We start from the raw sequence: 18,457 nt of genomic DNA on the forward strand, positions 1-18,457 counted from the left end.
AGAACGCCCCGTGCACAGATGAGCCGATTATCGAACATAAGGCAAGGCGCTATTTCCTGGGCATCGCAACAAGGAGACGCGTGATGAAAACCCGCAAACTCGGTACTGAACTCGAAGTTTTCCCGGTCGGCCTCGGCTGCATGGGCATGAGCTTTGGCTATGGCGGCCAGCCGGAAGCCGAGGCGATCGCCACATTGCGCCGCGCCGTCGAGATCGGCGTCAATTTCTTCGACACGGCGGAGGTCTACGGGCCCTACGAGAACGAGAGCCTGCTCGGCAAGGCGCTGAAGCCGGTGCGCGATCAGGTGACGATCGCAACCAAGTTCGGCTTCAAGATCCTGGAGGAAGGCACCGGCACCGACCGCATGGCGGGCGTCGACAGCCGCCCCGAACACGTCAAGGCCGTCGCAGAGGCGTCACTGAAGCGGCTGGGCACCGACGTGATCGATCTCTATTACCAGCACCGCGTCGACCCGAACGTGCCGATCGAGGACACGGTCGGCGCCATGGCCGAGCTGGTGCGCGAGGGCAAGGTGCGCGCGCTCGGCCTTTCGGAAGCAAGTGTCGCCACCATCCGCCGGGCACATGCCGTACATCCGATCGCGGCGGTCCAGAGCGAATATTCACTGTAGAGCCGTGACCCGGAAGACGAGGTGTTCGCCGTCTGCCGCGAACTCGGCATCGGTTTCGTTCCCTATAGCCCGCTCGGCCGTGGCCTCTTGACCGGCACGATCGCCAAGCCCGAGACGCTTGATGACGACGACTGGCGCCGCACCTTGCCGCGCTTTCAGGCTGACGCCATGGAAGCGAATGCCAAGGTCGTGGCCACGCTGGAGAAACTGGCGACCGAGAAGGGAGTCACCTCGGCACAGCTGGCGCTCGCCTGGGTACTGCACCAGGGCGATTTCATTGTCCCCATCCCGGGCGCCCGAAAAATCCGCCATCTCGAGCAGAACACGGCGGCGGCTGATATCGAGCTGAGTGCTGCCGAAGTACAGACAATCGGCGATGCACTGTCGCCTGATAAGGTCATGGGCAAGCGCTACACAGAGGAGCTGCTGGCGCTGGTGAATGGGTGAGCTTTCACCCTCCCCCCTGTGCGGAGGTCGGCTCGCTGTCGCAGCGAAGCGAAGACAGGGGTGGGGTGGCGATGCGCGATACAGAAGATCACGGATGTCCGCGCGAGGCACCCCCCTCTGTCCTGCCGGACATCTCCCCCGCAAGGGGGGAGATTGGCAGCTTCGCTGTCTCGTCTACCTTATGCCGTCTGTAATTCGCGAAAGCGAATCAGAGCCGATCTCCCCCCTTGCGGGGGAGATGTCCGGCAGGACAGAGGGGGGTGCCTCGCGCCGACATTTCCTACCATGGCACGACCGTAATCTCCGGCCAGTAATCCCGCGCCCGCTGGCCCTTCGCCTCATGCGTCCGCTGATTGTCCATCGCTCGGTTCGGCGTGACGCGGAATGAGAAGACGTCGTCGAGACCGAACGGCGCCAGCAGTTCCAGTTGACAATCCGCGTCGTATCGCACCCCGACCGCATGTGTCTTCGACGCAAAAAACCGGACCGACTCGCTCGAACTCGTGTAGCGCGGACAGGGCCGCCCGAACTTCTGCGGGTACCACAAATGCACCCGCGCTTGGTTGCGCACCTCGACCGGCAGGGGCAGCCCCTGGAAATGCTTCGCCGCCCGGCGGATGACGGCGTCCTCGGCCTCGTAGGACAGGTCGCTATCGTCGAAATAGAACAGGTCGACATCCTTGATGCCATAACCCGACGGCTTCCCCGTCAGATGGTTCCAGACCGAGTTATAGAGCACGCCGGAGACCGCCAGCCAGTCCGGCAGAGCAAGGCGACGTGCCCGAGCCAGAGCGTCATAGAGCAAGGCGTCCTTCGACACGATATCGAGAAACGCAGCGCGTTGTGCTTCGAACGGGAGCCCGGAATAGCGCAAATGGTCCATCGCCCTTTGGAGGGCGATTCGCCATGCTCCCGCAATCCCGGAAAGAGGCTATGCCCTGAGCACGCCTCCGGTCTGCTTGCCGACATTCTCGACGATGCGCCTGGCCAACGCCTCGAAATCCTCGTCGGTCAGCGTCTTCTCGACCGGCTGGATCGACACTTCGATGGCGATGGACTTCTTGCCCTCGCCGAGCGCCGCGCCTTCGAAAACATCAAAGACCGAGACGCCGGTGACCAGCTTCTTGTCCGCGGCGAGCGCCGCGCGTACCAGCGTGCCGGCCTCGACCGCCTTGTCGACGACGAAGGCGAAGTCGCGCTTCACCGCCTGGAAGGCGGAGAGATCCAGCCTGGGCTTGGTTTTCGTCGGCTTTGCCTTGGGCTCGGGCACGGCATCGACATACACTTCGAAGCCGCAGAGCGGGCCGGAGACGTCGAGCCCTTCCAGCGTTTTTGGATGAAATTCACCGAACGTGCCGAGCACCGTCTTCGGTCCGAGCTTGATCGTTCCGGAACGACCAGGATGGTACCAGGACGGGCCGCCGGCCTCGATCTGCAGCCGCTCGACCGGCGCGCCGCAGGCTTCGAGTGCGGCGATGGCATCAGCCTTGGCGTCGAACACGCCGACCGGACCGGAATTGCCAGCCCAGTTGCGGCCGGAACCGTCGAGCTTGGCGGTGCCGCGCCGCACGCCGGCGGCAACGCGCCGTTGCTGGTCGGCGCCGTCGCCCTCATAGGTGCCGGAGACCTCGAACAACGCCACGTCGCCAATGCCCTTGTCGGCATTGCGCTGGGCGGCTGCGATCAGGCCGGGCAGCAGCGAGGGCCGCATGTCGGACATGTCGGCGGCGATCGGGTTGGCGAGCTTGAGCGAAGCCTGCCCGCCGCCGAATAGTTCGGCGTGCCTGGCGGGGATGAACGACCAGGTGACTGCCTCCATCATGCCGCGCACGGCCAGCGCCCGCTTGGCCGCGCGGGTGCGGATCTGCAGCGTCGTCAGGATCTTGCCGTTGACCGCGTCATGCGCGCCGAGCGGCTGCGAAGCGATGTTGTCGACGCCGTGGATGCGCATCACCTCCTCGACCAGGTCGGCCTTGCCGTCGACATCGGGACGCCAGGACGGCACGGCGATTTCGACGACATCGCCCGAACCCTCAGGCTTGAAGCCGAGGCGCGTGAGAATATCGAGGCTTTCCGCCGTCGGCACTTCTATGCCGGTCAGCCGCTTCACTTCCGACAGCGGGAAGGAGACGATCTTGGGCTGATGGCCGGCATAGCCGGCCACCTCGATTTCCGTCGGCGTGCCGCCGCAGAAATCAAGCACCAGCCGGGTCGCAAGCTCAACGCCCGGCACCATGAATTCGGGGTCGACCCCGCGCTCGAAACGATAGCGGGCATCGGTGATGATGCCGAGCGCGCGCCCGGTGCGGGCCGTGGTGATCGGGTCCCAGAGTGCGGATTCGATCAGCACGTCGGTCGTGTTCTCGTCGCAGCCGGAACGCTCGCCGCCCATGATGCCGGCGATCGATTCCACGCCATTGTCATCGGCGATGACGCACATCTCCGGCGTCAACGTGTATTCGCGGCCGTCGAGCGCCAGTACCTTTTCGCCATCCCTGGCGCGACGCACGACAAGATTGCCGGCGACCTTGCCGGCATCGAAGACATGCAGCGGCCTGCCACGATCGAAGGTGACGTAGTTGGTGATATCGACCAGCGCGCTGATGGGCCTCAGCCCAATGGCGATCAGCCGCTGCTGGAGCCATTTCGGGGACGGGCCGTTCTTGACGCCGCTGACCAGATTGAGCGCGAAGCCGGGGCAGAGTTCCGGCGCTTCGATCGTCACCTTGACGGGGCACATTCCATTGCCGACATGCGGCATGATCGCGCCGCCGACGAGGCGGCCGAGACCGCTCGCCGCGAGATCCCGGGCGATGCCGTAGACGCTGGTGGCATCAGGCCGGTTGGGCGTCAGATTGATCTCGATGACCGGATCGTCGAGATGCGCGTAAGCGGCGAAGCTGGTGCCGACCGGCGCATCTTCGGGCAGGTCGATGATGCCGTTGTGCTCGTCGGAAAGTTCCAGCTCGCGCTCGGAACACATCATGCCGTGGCTTTCGACGCCCCTGATCTTGCCAACCGTCAGCGTCACATCGATGCCGGGCACATAAGTGCCGGGCGCGGCGAAGGCGCCGATCATGCCCGCCCGCGCATTGGGTGCGCCACAGACGACCTGCACGGGCGGCTTGCCGTCGCCGGTGTCGACGGTCAGCACCCGCAGCCGGTCGGCGTCGGGATGCTGCACCGCCGTCAGCACCCTGGCGATGACGAAGGGCTTCAGGCTCGCCTTGTCGTCGACATGCTCGACCTCGAGGCCGATCGAGGTCAGCCGCTCGACGATCTCGCCGAGCGAGGCGTCGGTCTCGAGATGGTCCTTGAGCCAGGAGAGGGTGAATTTCATGATGCTGTTCCGTAATGTATCGCAGCAGGAATCGTCTTGACCGTCACGCGCTCAGGCCCCCGAACAAAGTCGGCATGTCGAGCGGCCGGAAGCCGTAATGCGACAGCCAGCGCACATCGGCATCGAAGAAGGCGCGCAGATCCGGCATGCCGTATTTCAGCATGGCGATGCGGTCGATGCCCATGCCCCAGGCAAAGCCCTGATATTCATCGGGATCGAGCCCGCCAGCGCGCAGAACGTTGGGGTGCACCATGCCGCAGCCAAGGATCTCCATCCAGTCGGAGCCTTCGCCAAAGCGCACCTCGCCTGGCCGCGAGCGGTCGCACTGGATATCGACCTCGAGGCTTGGCTCGGTGAACGGGAAGAAGGACGGCCGGAAGCGCATCTTGACCGACGGCACCTCGAAGAAGGCCTTGCAGAACTCTTCCAGCACCCACTTCATGTTGGCGACGTTGGCCGATTTGTCGATCACCAGCCCTTCGACCTGGTGGAACATCGGCGAGTGGGTGGCGTCGGAATCCTGCCGGTAGGTCTTGCCCGGAATGACGATGCGGATCGGCGGCTTCTGCTTCTCCATGGTGCGGATCTGCACCGGCGAGGTGTGGGTGCGCAGAAGCTTGCGCTCGCCCTTCTCGTCCGGCTGGAAGAAGAAGGTGTCATGCATCTCGCGCGCCGGATGGCCTTCCGGGAAATTCAGCGCGGTGAAATTGTAATAGTCGGTCTCGATGTCGGGCCCTTCGGCGATGGCGAAGCCGAGATCGCCGAAGATCGCCGCGATCTCGTCGATGACCTGGCTGATCGGATGAATGCGGCCGCGCTCGGCCGGCGACTGCCGCACCGGCAGCGTCACGTCGACCTTCTCCGCGGCGAGGCGGGCAGTGATGGCAACATCCCTGAGTTCCGCCTTGCGCGCGGTGAGCGCATCGGTGACGCGGTTCTTGAGGCCGTTGATGGCGGGACCTTTGACCTGGCGCTCCTCGGCGCTCATCGAGCCGAGCGTCTTCAGCATTTCCGAGATCGACCCCTTCTTGCCAAGGGCTGCCACGCGCACGGCTTCTATCGCGGGCTCGTCAGCAGCCGACGCTATGTCGGCGAGCAGCGAGGCTTCCAGGCTTTCAAGATTTCCAGCGGTGGCGTTCACGGCGAAACTCTCTCGATCGGGCAACCCACCATCACCGGGCGTGTCACCAATTTGGTTACATCAGGCATAAGAAAAACCCGCGCCAGCCGTGCCAGCGCGGGTTCCCCAAATCAGAATTTCGAATGCTTGGGAAGCGCTGGTCTTAGGCCACAGCGCTTTCAAAAGCATTCGGGGTGGTGTTCTTGAGGTACTCAAGAGCAACCTTCGCCTTGGCCACGAGCGCGGCGAAAGCCTGCGGCTCGTGGATGGCCATATCCGACAGGATCTTGCGATCGATCTCGATGCCAGCCTTGTTGAGGCCGTCGATGAAACGGCCATAGGTCAGGCCGTGCTCGTGCGTCGCGGCGTTGATGCGCTGGATCCACAGCGCGCGGAACGAGCGCTTGCGGTTCTTGCGGTCGCGATAGGCGTATTGCAGCGACTTTTCCACCGCCTGCTTGGCGATGCGGATGGTGTTCTTGCGGCGGCCGTAGAAGCCTTTCGCGGCTTTCAGGACCTTCTTGTGCTTGGCGTGCGAGGTGACGCCTCTTTTTACGCGTGCCATGTCATGATCTCCTTAAAAGCAATTCCAGGAAAAGTGCCTTGCGGTTTTCCGTTCGGAATTGCGTAAAACAAATTCGTGTTCGGCCGAATGCTCAGAGGCCGTTCGGCAGAAAATTCTTGATGACCTTCTTGCCGTCCGGTTCAGCCAGAACCATCGTGCCGCGGGCATTTCGAATGAACTTGTTGGAACGCTTGATCATGCCGTGACGCTTGCCGGCCGCAGCCGACAGGACTTTACCCGTACCGGTGATCTTGAACCGCTTTTTGGCGGCCGATTTGGTCTTCATCTTGGGCATTTTGCTACTCCGTATTGTGGCGCACCATCGCGCTTCTTGTTCGCTTCGGGCCGACCAAAGCCCGAAAAGCAAATGAAACCGCCACGGCATGCCCTGCCGGGCGGTTTTCTTGGAACGGCGGTCCTATACGTCAAAGCAGGCGACTGTGCAACACCCACCGCGCCGCGCGTTTCCCCGAACGCCGGGATGCGGCGCCCGGTCCTTCTTCAAGGGAGCGTAAACAACACCGGCAGCATACCCGACTGCTGGGCGCCGTCGATCAGTTCGAAGGCCGGCAGCGCGATGAGGAACACCAGGCCGTCGAGAAGCGTGGTCAACAGCAGGCGCGGCTTGAAGCTGCCGGTGTCGCCTTCCTGGTAGAGGGAAAGCTTCGGAAAGAATCGCGGCACTCTTGCCAGATAGGCCTGATAGGGCTCGCCGAGCGTTTCCTTAAGGAATTTCTCCTCGCGCAGGATGACGATATGGAAGGCGCCCGCACACAGGACAGCGAACAGAATGATGCCGGAGAACGAGCCGATCTGCGCGCCGACGCCGGCCGCGGCCACAGTCGAGAACACATAGAGCGGGTTGCGGGTGATCGAATAAGGCCCGCCCGTCACAACTTCGGAAGATTTGCGCCCACCTATGTAGAGCGTCGACCAAAGGCGACCGCAGATACCTAGGAAAATCAGCAGCACGCCGAACATCTCGATCGTTTCATGCATCGCCGTATCAGGCGGAAAGCTCGATTGCCCGAACAGCAGGGCTGCGAACAGCACCACCACAAGCACGGCAAGCACCAGCCTGCGCGTGCGCTGGTAGCTACCCAGCCCGTATTTGAGTTTTTTGTCCAAGGGAGGAATCCGATCGTCGAGAACTTAGCCGGCGACCGCAGCTATGGCCGAGAAATGGGCGTCCCGCCGATCGCCGGGACGCCCTGTAGCACAATTCAGGCGGAATTGGAGCGCGTCGGTCGCGCTAACCTTATCGTGATCTAGCGCGGCGCCAGCACCATCATCATCTGGCGGCCTTCGAGCTTCGGCTCCGCTTCCACCTTGGCGATGGTAGCCACTTCCTCACGCACCTTGTTCAGAAGCTGCATGCCGAGCTCCATATGCGCCATCTCGCGGCCACGGAAGCGCAATGTCAGCTTGACCTTGTCGCCTTCCTCGAAGAAGCGGCGCACCGCCTTCATCTTGGTCTCGTAGTCGTGGCTGTCGATGTTCGGGCGCATCTTGATCTCCTTGATCTCGATGACCTTCTGGTTCTTGCGCGCCTCGGCCGCCTTCTTCTGGTTGGCGTATTTCAACTTGCCGAGATCGAGGATTTTTACGACGGGCGGCTGCGCGTTGGGCGATATCTCGACGAGATCGAGCCCTGCCTCTTCGGCGAGCAGCAATGCGTCGTTGATGGAAACATCGCCACGGTTCTGGCCTTCGGCGTCGATAAGCTGGACCCGGGGAACCCGGATGTCACGATTGGAGCGCGGCCCATCCTTGGTCGGCGCCGCTGCTTTGAAAGGTCTGCGAATGGTCGTGGTCTCCTTGGCCGTTTCGTTCTGGATTTGCAGGTGTTGATATGTGGACGCGCCAATGTGGTGAGCGCGCGGGCGGAGTCAATAGCACAGCATTGACAGAAAATCACCTGATCGCTGCCTGCGGCAAACAAAGAAAGATCGCGAGCACTTTTCGCCACACCACTGGCTGTGTCACAAGACCCTGCGCCGAAAGTCGGCGTGAGGAAAAAGCCATGACTGCCCCTGTCTTTCTGGATGTCGACGGATCGAGCATCGCGGTGCGCCATATTGCGGGCGCGACGCCTGGCGTCGTCTGGCTCGGCGGCTACAAGTCGGACATGCTGGGCACGAAGGCTGAAGCGCTTTCGGACTGGGCGGCAAAAGACGGCCGCGCCTTCCTGCGTCATGACTATTCCGGACACGGCGAATCCGGCGGCGCCTTTGCCGACGGCACGATCTCAAAATGGCTTTCGCAAAGCCTGGCCGTGTTCCGGCATTTCACCAGCGGCAGCCAGATCCTGGTCGGCTCGTCGATGGGCGCCTGGATCGCCCTGCGCATGGTGCAGGAATTGCGCAAGGCAGGCGACGCAAGCGTCGTCGGTCTGGTGCTTCTAGCACCGGCGCCGGATTTTACCGCAGAACTGGTCGAACCGGTGCTGACCAAAGCGCAGAAGCGCGACCTTGCCAAAAAAGGCTTCTTCGAGGAGCCGTCGGACTATTCCACCGAGCCCTACATCTACACGCGCGCGCTGATCGAGGATGGGCGCGGCAACCTGGTCATGACAGGCCCGCTCGACACGCACTGCCCCGTACACGTCTTGCAGGGCCTGGCCGATCGGGACGTGCCGTCGAGCCATGCGCTGAAGCTGGTCAGCCTGCTGCCGGCCGACGATGTCACGCTGTCGCTGATCCCGGACGGCGACCACCGGCTGTCGCGGCCGCAGGATCTCGACATGCTGGTGCGGGCGGTCGGCGACATGGCTGCGCGGGGCAAGTGACGATGCGCCTTTCCATCCCGATCTCAGCCTTTGTCGCGGCCATCGTCGGTTTCGGCGGCACGCTGGCCATTGTCATTGCCGCCGCCCACGCGGTTGGCGCGACGCAAATCCAGACGGCGAGCTGGGTGACCACCATCTGCCTGGCGATGGCGGTCGAAAGCCTGTGGCTATCCTGGCGAACGAAAATGCCGGTCATCACCGCCTGGTCGACGCCGGGCCTGGCGCTGATGGCGGCGTCGAGCGGTTTTTCGATCGGCGAGGCCGTCGCCGCCTTCATCGTTACCGGCATTCTTTTGGTCGCCACCGGGCTGTTCCGGCCGCTGACGAAACTGATCTCGGGGATACCGCCCTCGGTCGCTTCAGGAATGCTGGCCGGCATTGTCGTCACCTTCGCGCTTAATGCGGTCAAAACTGTTCCCGCCGATCCCTGGCTGATCCTGCCGTTGATCGCCGCCTTCTTCGTCATCCGCCTGTTCAATCCGGCGCTGTCGGTGCTGGCAGTGCTGGTCGGCGGCGGTCTCGCCGCGTTTCTCACCGGCCGCGTCGGCGGTTTGCCCACTCCTGAACTGTCGACGCTCACTCTGATCGCGCCTGTGTTCACCGCCAAGGCGATAATCGGCCTGGCAGTACCGCTCTACCTGGTCACCATGGCTTCGCAGAACCTGTCGGGCCTCGCCGTGCTGCGCGCCGCCGGCTACCATCCGGAACCCGGTCCGCTGATCGGCATCACCGGCCTGTTTTCGCTGCTTTCGGCGCCGTTCGGCGGCTCGACCACCAATCTGGCGGCAATTTCGGCGGCTATCTGCACCGGGCCCGACGTTCATCCAGACCCAACGGAGCGCTGGAAGACAGGGCCGTTCTATGCCCTTGCCTATCTGATCTTCGCGATTTTCGGCGCCTCCCTGGTGGCGATCTTCGCCGTCCTGCCGCAGAGCCTGATCGTGCTGGTTGCGGGTCTTGCGCTGATGGCCCCGCTGGCCAACGCGCTGGCGATCGCGCTCAAGGACGAAAGCGAGCGCATGGCCGCCACCGTCACTTTTGTCGTCACCGCCTCCGGGCTGACCTTGTTCGGCGTCGGCGCCGCATTCTGGGGACTGATTGCCGGGCTGGTCGTGCTTTTCCTCGATATGCTCAAAAAGCGATAATCATTTCAGCAGCTTGTCCGGTTTTAGCCGACATTGTCTTGAATCGCCGTTTTTGCCTTCCCATTTCGATTCCACGCAGCCGGTCCTGGCTGTCTCCAACCGAAGGAATGGGAGAAAATGAACACATCCGCATTGATCCGCCCGGCCTGGACGCCGGCAACCATCGCGTTGATGGTGATCGGCTTCATGGTGTTCTGGCCGCTCGGCTTCGCCATGCTCGCCTACATCATCTGGGGCGACCGGCTCGAGGGCTTCAAGCGTGACGTCAACCGCGCGACCGACGGCATCTTCGCCGGCTGCCGCCGCGGTTCCGACAAAGCCGCGCGCTGGGGCCACGGCTCCGCCCGGACCGGCAACGTCGCGTTTGACGACTGGCGCGAAAAGGAGCTTGAACGCCTAGCCGAGGAACGCCGCAAACTCGACGACATGTTGACCGAGTTCGACGACTACGCGCGCGAATTGCGTCGCGCCAAGGACCAGGACGAGTTCGATCGCTTCATGGCGAACCGCAACAAGTCGACCGCTCCGGCCAAGAGCGGCCCGAGCACCGGCACGTCCCCCACCAAGCGTGGCAAAGGCTCGAACCTGCTTGACGACTGAGGCCGAGCGACAGGCCCGATCGTGAAAAAAACGGCGTCGCGCGAGCGGCGCCGTTTCTTTTTTGTTCTATTCGTTTTTCTCGAATCGCGTATCGTCCGGCCATGACCCTCGGATTCTTCCGCAATCTGACAAAGCCCAAGCCCACGCCTGTCGTGGAGCGAGAATATTGCGTTGCCGGCCGCACGCTGCCGCTCAAGATCGTCGAGAGCGCCAGGGCGCGGCGTCTGACGCTACGCATCGATTCCGGCGGCCAGGGCCTGCGTATCACCGTGCCGCCGGGCCTGCGCCGCGGCGAGGTGGAGCGGTTCCTCGATCGTCATCAGGACTGGCTGGAGCAGCGGCTGGCCAAGGTGCCGACACGGCCGCAGGTACGGCCGGGCATCAAGATACCAATCCGCGGCGTGCCGCACCGCATCGTGCATGAGCCGTCAAGGCGCGGCACCGTCACCGTGTCGCGCGACGAACGCGGCCCGCTGCTGATCGTGCATGGCGAGCGCATCCACCTGCCGCGCCGCATCGCCGATTTTTTGAAGCGCGAGGCCAAGAAGGAGATCGAGAAGCTGGTGGCCAGGCACACCGAAGCGCTTGGCAAGCGCGCCAAGGCGATCCGCTACAAGGATACGTCCAGCCGCTGGGGCTCGTGCACTTCCGAGGGCAATTTGTCCTTTTCCTGGCGCATCATGATGGCGCCGCCGCCCGTCATCAACTACCTCGTCGCCCATGAAGTAGCGCATCTGAAAGAGATGAACCACGGTCCGAAATTCTGGAAATTGTGCGAAAAGCTCTGCCCCGACACCGACCGCTGCAAGGACTGGCTGAAGCGCAATGGCGGGGCCCTGCAGGCGATCGTTTTCGAGTAGCGCAATCCGTGAAGCGGTCGTACGGCGCCAGAGAATACGCTTTTCCGCGGCGATGCTTCACACCTCCGCCCCCCCCCCAGCGTCTACGTTCTTACTGGGCGCACGAACTCAATCGTCATTCGCGGCGTTCAACTCTTCAGGCCGCAGCCCTTCTTCGCTATGATGCGGCCACGGTAAAAAATTCCGATCGAAGGCGTCGGTGTCGAAATAATCGAGCGCCCGATGCGCCTCGGCGCCGTTGAAGGCGGCCTTGTCCATCAAATGCGCGATCACCTCGCGCGCCTGCGCGATCTTCTGCCTGAGTTCGGCAACGGTTCTGTCAGTCATGATGTTCTCCCGCCTTGCATGCTTTCCCATGATAGGTAGCGCCTTTGGCCCTGCCGGCAAACAACATGCTTTTTCTCGACTCTGCCTCGATTTCATGTCAATTCCCGCGCCATGGCACTCGACGTCAAAATCTGCGGCTTGAAGACCGACCAGGCAATGGCCGCGGCGCTGGCCGGCGGCGCCAGCCATGTCGGCTTCATTTTCTTTGCCAAGAGCCCGCGTTACATCGAACCGGCTGCAGCCGGGCGGTTGCGCGAAGCGGCGCGCGGCAAGGCTTTGGCGGTTGCCGTTACCGTCGACGCCAACGACACCTTCCTGGACGACATCATCGACAGCATGCGCCCGGACATGCTGCAGCTGCACGGCTCGGAAACGCCCGAACGGGTGGCCGAACTGAAAGCCCGCTATGACCTGCCGGTCATGAAGGCGTTGCCGCTCAGCGAAGCCGCCGATCTCGAGCGCATCAAACCGTTCGTCGGGGTCGCGGACCGGTTCCTGTTCGACGCCAAGCCGCCGAAGGGCTCCGAGTTGCCGGGCGGCAATGGCGTTGCGTTCGACTGGCGCATCCTGACCGGCCTTGACGCCGGGCTCGATTACATGCTTTCCGGTGGGCTCAACGCCGCCAATATCGGCGATGCCCTTCGGCTTGCCAGCCCGCCCGGAATTGATATTTCCTCCGGCGTGGAAAGCGCGCCGGGCATCAAGGATCCGGCGCTGATCGAGCAGTTTTTCCGGGCCGTCAAGGCAGCGCGAGACGACCGCGCCGCCTAACCGGCTCAAACCCGAGCATGTCCCGAAAGTGGAAAACGGTTTTCGACAGGACATGCTTAAGAAAATCGAGATGCCAGGAGATCGGCGATGAACAAGCCGGCGACACTCAATTCCTTCCGCACCGGACCCGACGAACAGGGCATGTTTGGCATTTTCGGCGGTCGTTTCGTGGCCGAAACGCTGATGCCGCTGATCCTCGACCTCGAACGGCACTGGAACGAGGTCAAGAACGATCCGGATTTCAGGGCCGAGCTCACCGATCTTTCGACCCATTATGCGGGGCGGCCGTCGAAGCTTTATTTCGCCGAAGGACTGACCAGGCATCTTCGTGAGGTTTCCTCGGCCAAGGGCATCGGGGGCGGCGCAAAGGTTTATTTCAAGCGCGAGGACCTGAACCATACCGGTTCGCACAAGATCAACAATTGCCTCGGCCAGATCCTGCTGGCCAAGCGCATGGGCAAGACGCGCATCATCGCCGAGACCGGGGCCGGCCAGCACGGCGTGGCATCGGCCACGGTCGCGGCCCGTTTTGGGTTTCCCTGCGTCGTCTATATGGGCGCGACCGACGTTGCCCGCCAGAGCCCCAATGTCTTTCGCATGAAGCTGCTCGGCGCCGAAGTGCGGCCGGTGACCGCTGGCCATGGCACGCTGAAGGACGCCATGAACGAGGCGCTGCGCGACTGGGTGACCAATGTCGAGGACACTTATTACCTGATCGGCACCGCCGCCGGCCCGCACCCCTATCCAGAGCTGGTGCGCGACTTCCAGTCGGTGATCGGTTCGGAGGCGCGCGCTCAGATCCTCGAGCAGGAAGGCCGGTTGCCCGACACCATCATCGCCGCCGTCGGCGGCGGCTCCAACGCCATCGGCCTGTTCCATCCGTTCCTCGACGACAAGGATGTCCGCATCATCGGCATCGAGGCTGGCGGGCGTGGCCTCGACGGCGTCGAGCACTGCGCCTCGATGAACGCCGGCGCGCCGGGCGTGCTGCATGGCAACCGCACCTATCTCCTGCAAAATGCCGACGGCCAGATCATGGACGGCCATTCGATCTCGGCCGGCCTCGATTACCCCGGCGTCGGCCCGGAGCATTCCTGGCTGCGCGACTCTGGCCGCGTCGAATATGTGCCGATCCTCGACGACGAGGCGCTGGAGGCCTTCAAGCTGACCACACGCGTCGAAGGCATCATCCCGGCGCTCGAATCGGCGCACGCCATCGCCCATGCGGTGAAGATCGTGCCCGCCATGGACAAGGACCAGATCGTCATCGTCAACCTGTCCGGCCGCGGCGACAAGGACGTGCATACGGTGGCTTCGATGCTGGGCATGGAGATCTGATCATGGTGACCCGCATCGATCGCCGCATGGCAAAGCTCAAGAACGAAGGCCGCCCGGCGCTCGTCACCTATTTCATGGGCGGCGACCCGGACTATCAGACCTCGCTGTCGATCATGAAGGCGCTGCCAACGGCCGGCGCGGACATCATCGAACTCGGCATGCCGTTCTCCGATCCGATGGCCGATGGCCCGGCGATCCAGGCCGCGGGCTTGCGGGCGCTTAGAGGCGGCCAGACGCTGGTTAAGACGCTCAAGATGGCGGCTGACTTCCGCACCGGCGACAATGAGACGCCGATCGTTCTGATGGGCTACTACAACCCGATCTACATCTACGGCGTCGATCGCTTTCTCAAGGACGCATTGGCCAGCGGCATCGACGGGCTGATCGTCGTCGACCTGCCGCCTGAGATGGACGAGGAGCTGTGCATCCCGGCGCTGAAAGCCGGCATCAACTTCATCCGGCTGGCGACGCCGACCACCGACGACAAGCGCCTGCCCAAGGTGCTGCAGAACACGTCCGGCTTCGTCTATTACGTGTCGATGACCGGCATCACCGGTTCCGCGCTGGCCGACACCGGCAAGGTGGCTGCGGCGGTCAAGCGCATCAAGGGCCATACCGATCTGCCGGTCTGCGTCGGCTTCGGCGTCAAGACCGCCGAACAGGCGCGCGTCATCGGCGCCAATGCCGACGGCGTCGTCGTCGGTACCGCGATCGTCAATGCGGTCGCCAATGTGCTGGGGCCGAAGGGCGAAAAGACCGCCGACCCGGCCGAGGCCGTCGCCACGCTGGTCAGCGGCCTCGCGCAGGGCGTGCGGTCGGCCCGCCTTGCTGCCGCCGAATAGTTTTCCTACCTCAGGTCTTGTGCACGTCGCCATCCCGGGCGGCATGCGCTGGATCGGTTTGCCGTTTCACGGAAACGCCGAACCGCTCTATCTTTTTGCTTTATCGCAATTCCGGTCGGAAAACCGGTTCACACTTTTCCTGGAATTGCTCTAACTCTTCGTCAGGACAGGAGCCGAAGCGATGAACTGGATCACCAACTACGTTCGCCCGAAGATCAATTCGATGCTCGGCCGGCGCACCGACATGCCCGAGAACCTGTGGATCAAGGATCCCGAGACCGGGGAGATGGTGTTCCACAAGGATCTGGAATCCAACCAGTTCGTTATCCCGTCTTCGGGCCATCACATGAAGATCTCGGCCAAGGAGCGGCTGAAATACTTCCTCGACGACGGCAAATACGAACAGCTCGAAAATCCCAAGGTCATGCTGGACCCGCTGAAATTCCGCGACGAGAAGCGCTACACTGACCGGTTGAAGGACGCCAAGGCCAAGACCGGCCTGGAAGATGCCATCGTCAACGCGCTGGGCACCGTAGAAGGCCTGCCGGTGGTGGTGACGGTGCAGGATTTTGCCTTCATGGGCGGTTCGCTCGGCATGGCCGCGGGCGACGCCATCGTTCATGCCTTCGAGGTGGCCGTGCAGCGCAAGCGGCCGCTGATCCTGTTTGCCGCTTCCGGCGGCGCGCGCATGCAGGAAGGCATCCTGTCGCTGATGCAATTGCCGCGCACCACGGTTGGCGTCGACCGGCTGAAGGAAGCCGGCCTTCCCTACATCGTCGTGCTGACCAATCCGACGACCGGCGGCGTCACTGCCTCCTACGCCATGCTGGGCGACGTGCATATAGCCGAGCCCGGCGCACTGATCGGCTTCGCCGGACCGCGTGTCATCGAGCAGACCATCCGGGAAAAACTGCCGGACGGCTTCCAGCGCTCCGAATATCTGATGGAACACGGCATGGTCGACATGGTGGTATCGCGACTGGAGATGCGCCGGACCATCGCGCGGCTCTTGAAGATGCTGCTCAAGATGCCGGAAGAGCACAAGCCCCTGGAGCCGGAAATCCTGCCGCCGGCGGTGGTCGCGACGGAAGCACGGCCGCAGGCCTGACGCGACACTCTTTGCCGCGAACCGCGATTGCGCGCGATCCATCGCGCGCTTAGGACTCCTACATGACCACGCTTGCCGCCGACCGTGAAATCGAAGCGCTGATGGCGCTTCACCCGAAAGGCTTCGACCTTTCGCTCGACCGCATTTCACGACTGCTGGAGCGGCTGGGCAATCCTCAGGACTTGCTGCCGCCGGTGATCCACATCGCCGGCACCAACGGCAAGGGCTCTTGCGCCGCCTTCTCGCGAGCGCTTCTGGAAGCATCCGGCCGACTCGTGCACGTGCACACCTCGCCGCATCTGGTCAGCTGGCACGAGCGCTACCGGCTGGCGGCTGATGGCGGCGGCAGGCTGGTCGAGGACGATATCTTCGCCGAGGTCATCGCCCGCGTCGCCAAGGCCAATGGCGGCGAGAAGATCACCGTTTTCGAGATCCTCACCGCCGTCACCTTCATCCTGTTTTCGGAGCATCCGGCCGATGCCGCCATCGTCGAGGTCGGTCTCGGCGGCCGCTTCGACGCCACCAATGTCATCGCCAGGCCGGCTGTCTCGGTGATCATGCCGGTGTCGATGGACCACGAAGCCTATCTCGGCGACCGCGTCGAACTGATCGCCGCCGAGAAGGCCGGCATCATCAAGCGCGGCTGCCCGGTGGTCATCGGCGCACAGGAAACCGAGGCGGCGCAGCAGGTGCTGATCGAAACCGCCGAGCGGCTCGGCTGCCCGACCCTGGTCTATGGACAGGATTTCCTCGCCTTCGAGGAGAACGGCCGCATGGTCTATCAGGACGATGATGGCTTGATGGATCTGCCGCCGCCGCGGCTGCCCGGGCGCCACCAGTTCGCCAACGCGGCCGCCGCGATCGCCGCCGTCAAGGCAGCCGGCTTCGAGATCAGCCACCGTGCCGCCGAGAAGGCGATGACCACTGTCGCCTGGCCGGGGCGGATGCAGAAGCTGTCGCAAGGCAGGCTGACGGAACTGGCGCCCAAGGGCGCCGACATCTGGCTCGACGGCGGCCACAATCCGGGCGCCGGCGTGGTCGTCGCCGAGGCGCTGGCCGAACAGGAAGAGAAGAACCCCAGGCCGCTTTTTCTCATCTCCGGCATGATCAACACCAAGGACCAGAGCGGCTATTTCCGCGCCTTCAATGGCCTCGCCCGGCACGTCTATACCGTGCCGGTGAGCCTGAGCGACGCCAGCGTGCCGAACGACGAACTGGCGGCCCGCGCCACGGAGGCCGGGCTGACGGCCGAGCCGGTGAGTTCCGTCGCCAGCGCGCTGATGTTGCTGCGCGACACCTGGGACGGCCCGCCGCCGCGCATCCTGGTCGGCGGCTCGCTCTATCTGGCTGGCGCGGTGTTGGCGGAGAACGGCACGCCGCCGACGTGACGCATCCAGTATCTGCGCCTAACTAACCGGTCCAAGCCGCCGCTCAGAAGTCCCAACGCGAGATCATATCAGGCCGGTGGTGCCAGGTCGTTGGTACGGCGAAAATCAAACTTCAGGTCCTGTATGAGCCTGACGGCCTTCTCGGACGATTTTCTCCAGATCGATGTCGGTGCCACTGCTTGCGCCAGGTGGGCATAGAATGTGGGCGCGGGTTCGCGACCTGCTTCACGAATCTCGTAGGATTCAAGCGCTCGCTCGACGACATCTGCTATCGAGCGATTTTCGCGACGAGCAAGTCTATGAGCCAGGTCGCGTGCTTTTGCGCTACGGACCGAGAGCTGAGGTTCGGCCATCTCAAACTCCGTTGTTGGAAGACATATATACCGGTTTCCGCTGCGGTATTCGAGGCGAACGCCGCTATTTCAGCTCGATCTCAATGAAGGCATATTCGCCCTCATTGGCGCTGATGACGTCGTGCTCGACGCCTTCCCTGCGGAAATAGGGCGCGCCTTTCTTCATTTCGGCGAAGGATTCGCCGTCCTTGGTCAGAAGCTTTACCTTGCCGTCCATCAGCGGCACGACAACATAGTCGTGGCCATGGCGGTGCCAGCCGGTGTTGTCGCCCGGCTGAAAGCGGTATTCCGTGACGATGACGCGCTCATTGTCGATGAAGACGGTGGCCTTGGCGGATCCGGTCATTTTTCCTCTCCCTGCATCTGCTTCCAGCAGAAGACATGGAGGCCCCGGACGTCAGGGCCAGAGCGGGCGACCAATGACGCCAACGCGATCGGCCGGGCTTGATGTCAGGAATTTCGGATTGATCAGGCGAGATTACCGTTGATCCAGTGCGACAGCGCGGTCTTGGGCGCGGCGCCAACCTTCACATCGGCTCTTTCGCCGCCCTTGAAGATCATCAGCGTCGGGATAGAGCGCACGCCGAATTCCGCTGCCAGTTCGGGATTCTCGTCGATGTTGAGCTTGGCGATCTTCACCTTGCTGCCGAGCTCATTGGCGATGTCTTCCAGCGCCGGCGCGATCATCTTGCAGGGACCGCACCATTCCGCCCAGAAATCCACCACGACCGGCTCCTTGGCGTCGAGCACAGCGGTCTGGAAATTGTTCTTGTCGACCTTGACGGTAGCCATGCGGAAATCCTTTCGAAATTTTTCGTCGCACCAAATGTGGT

The 18,457-nt window shown here is 63.1% G+C and carries 19 protein-coding genes and 2 pseudogenes; 10 read left to right on the plus strand and 11 right to left on the minus strand.

Annotated elements, in window-relative coordinates; translation table 11 throughout:
- Positions 1-83: 83 nt before the first annotated feature.
- Positions 84-1,079: pseudogene (locus tag FJ428_RS08405) on the plus strand (aldo/keto reductase).
- A gap of 280 nt (positions 1,080-1,359) precedes the next feature.
- On the opposite strand, the gene FJ428_RS08415 reads toward FJ428_RS08405, so the two are convergent.
- The 7 genes from FJ428_RS08415 to infC form a co-directional block, all read right to left on the minus strand.
- Positions 1,360-1,962, minus strand: coding sequence for a nucleotidyltransferase family protein (locus tag FJ428_RS08415; RefSeq protein ID WP_140879281.1), 603 nt, complete (start codon positions 1,960-1,962; stop codon positions 1,360-1,362).
- A 48-nt stretch (positions 1,963-2,010) separates the two neighbouring features.
- Positions 2,011-4,419, minus strand: a complete 2,409-nt coding sequence (gene pheT / locus FJ428_RS08420) for a phenylalanine--tRNA ligase subunit beta (protein WP_140658352.1) — start codon at positions 4,417-4,419, stop codon at positions 2,011-2,013.
- 43 nt (positions 4,420-4,462) lie between these two features.
- Complete coding sequence (gene pheS / locus FJ428_RS08425) at positions 4,463-5,560, minus strand: phenylalanine--tRNA ligase subunit alpha (protein ID WP_140729608.1); 1,098 nt, start codon at positions 5,558-5,560, stop codon at positions 4,463-4,465.
- Between the two features lie 142 nt (positions 5,561-5,702).
- On the minus strand, positions 5,703-6,104 hold the full coding sequence (gene rplT / locus FJ428_RS08430; RefSeq protein ID WP_006201247.1) for a 50S ribosomal protein L20: 402 nt from the start codon (positions 6,102-6,104) through the stop codon (positions 5,703-5,705).
- A 91-nt stretch (positions 6,105-6,195) separates the two neighbouring features.
- Positions 6,196-6,399 (minus strand): 50S ribosomal protein L35, encoded by a 204-nt coding sequence (rpmI, locus tag FJ428_RS08435; protein WP_006201248.1) that lies wholly within the window; start codon positions 6,397-6,399, stop codon positions 6,196-6,198.
- Between the two features lie 206 nt (positions 6,400-6,605).
- Positions 6,606-7,232 (minus strand): isoprenylcysteine carboxylmethyltransferase family protein, encoded by a 627-nt coding sequence (locus FJ428_RS08440; RefSeq protein ID WP_140517762.1) that lies wholly within the window; start codon positions 7,230-7,232, stop codon positions 6,606-6,608.
- A gap of 140 nt (positions 7,233-7,372) precedes the next feature.
- The gene (gene infC, locus FJ428_RS08445; RefSeq protein WP_140491142.1) at positions 7,373-7,909 is read right to left on the minus strand and encodes a translation initiation factor IF-3; all 537 of its coding nucleotides are present in this window, start codon (positions 7,907-7,909) and stop codon (positions 7,373-7,375) included.
- Between the two features lie 218 nt (positions 7,910-8,127).
- On the opposite strand from infC, the gene FJ428_RS08450 reads away from it, so the two are divergent.
- From FJ428_RS08450 to FJ428_RS08465, 4 genes are all read left to right on the plus strand, one after another.
- Complete coding sequence (locus FJ428_RS08450; RefSeq protein ID WP_140879282.1) at positions 8,128-8,892, plus strand: alpha/beta hydrolase; 765 nt, start codon at positions 8,128-8,130, stop codon at positions 8,890-8,892.
- Positions 8,893-8,894: 2 nt separating this feature from the next.
- The gene (locus FJ428_RS08455; RefSeq protein ID WP_140879283.1) at positions 8,895-10,037 is read left to right on the plus strand and encodes a benzoate/H(+) symporter BenE family transporter; all 1,143 of its coding nucleotides are present in this window, start codon (positions 8,895-8,897) and stop codon (positions 10,035-10,037) included.
- Between the two features lie 117 nt (positions 10,038-10,154).
- Positions 10,155-10,637 carry a DUF2852 domain-containing protein gene (locus tag FJ428_RS08460; RefSeq protein ID WP_140879284.1) on the plus strand — a complete coding sequence of 161 codons (483 nt, stop codon included), beginning with the start codon at positions 10,155-10,157 and terminating at the stop codon, positions 10,635-10,637.
- 101 nt (positions 10,638-10,738) lie between these two features.
- Positions 10,739-11,497 (plus strand): M48 family metallopeptidase, encoded by a 759-nt coding sequence (locus FJ428_RS08465; RefSeq protein WP_140561794.1) that lies wholly within the window; start codon positions 10,739-10,741, stop codon positions 11,495-11,497.
- A 108-nt stretch (positions 11,498-11,605) separates the two neighbouring features.
- Here FJ428_RS08465 and FJ428_RS08470 read toward each other — a convergent pair whose 3' ends face one another.
- Positions 11,606-11,824, minus strand: a complete 219-nt coding sequence (locus tag FJ428_RS08470) for a hypothetical protein (protein ID WP_140491152.1) — start codon at positions 11,822-11,824, stop codon at positions 11,606-11,608.
- Between the two features lie 111 nt (positions 11,825-11,935).
- Here FJ428_RS08470 and FJ428_RS08475 point away from each other — a divergent pair, with 111 nt between their 5' ends.
- The 5 genes from FJ428_RS08475 (at position 11,936) to FJ428_RS08495 (ending at position 17,271) form a co-directional block, all read left to right on the plus strand.
- Complete coding sequence (locus FJ428_RS08475) at positions 11,936-12,595, plus strand: phosphoribosylanthranilate isomerase (RefSeq protein WP_140491154.1); 660 nt, start codon at positions 11,936-11,938, stop codon at positions 12,593-12,595.
- 87 nt (positions 12,596-12,682) lie between these two features.
- The gene (gene trpB, locus FJ428_RS08480; protein WP_140583015.1) at positions 12,683-13,933 is read left to right on the plus strand and encodes a tryptophan synthase subunit beta; all 1,251 of its coding nucleotides are present in this window, start codon (positions 12,683-12,685) and stop codon (positions 13,931-13,933) included.
- Positions 13,934-13,935: 2 nt separating this feature from the next.
- Positions 13,936-14,775: a tryptophan synthase subunit alpha gene (gene trpA / locus FJ428_RS08485; protein WP_140561789.1), complete on the plus strand. Its 840-nt coding sequence runs from the start codon at positions 13,936-13,938 to the stop codon at positions 14,773-14,775.
- Positions 14,776-14,956: 181 nt separating this feature from the next.
- A complete protein-coding gene (gene accD, locus FJ428_RS08490) occupies positions 14,957-15,883 on the plus strand; it encodes an acetyl-CoA carboxylase, carboxyltransferase subunit beta (protein ID WP_140491161.1) in 927 nt (308 codons plus the stop codon).
- Positions 15,884-15,945: 62 nt separating this feature from the next.
- A complete protein-coding gene (locus FJ428_RS08495) occupies positions 15,946-17,271 on the plus strand; it encodes a folylpolyglutamate synthase/dihydrofolate synthase family protein (protein WP_140879285.1) in 1,326 nt (441 codons plus the stop codon).
- Between the two features lie 105 nt (positions 17,272-17,376).
- On the opposite strand, the pseudogene FJ428_RS08500 reads toward FJ428_RS08495, so the two are convergent.
- The 3 genes and pseudogenes from FJ428_RS08500 to trxA form a co-directional block, all read right to left on the minus strand.
- A pseudogene (locus tag FJ428_RS08500) lies at positions 17,377-17,624 on the minus strand (plasmid stabilization protein).
- Between the two features lie 64 nt (positions 17,625-17,688).
- Positions 17,689-17,970: a cupin domain-containing protein gene (locus FJ428_RS08505; RefSeq protein ID WP_140524093.1), complete on the minus strand. Its 282-nt coding sequence runs from the start codon at positions 17,968-17,970 to the stop codon at positions 17,689-17,691.
- A 122-nt stretch (positions 17,971-18,092) separates the two neighbouring features.
- A complete protein-coding gene (gene trxA, locus FJ428_RS08510; RefSeq protein ID WP_140491167.1) occupies positions 18,093-18,416 on the minus strand; it encodes a thioredoxin in 324 nt (107 codons plus the stop codon).
- Between the last annotated feature and the right edge of the window lie 41 nt (positions 18,417-18,457).

Source organism: Mesorhizobium sp. B2-8-1 (assembly GCF_006440955.1).
In the GTDB taxonomy this organism is placed as follows: Bacteria; Pseudomonadota; Alphaproteobacteria; order Rhizobiales; family Rhizobiaceae; genus Mesorhizobium.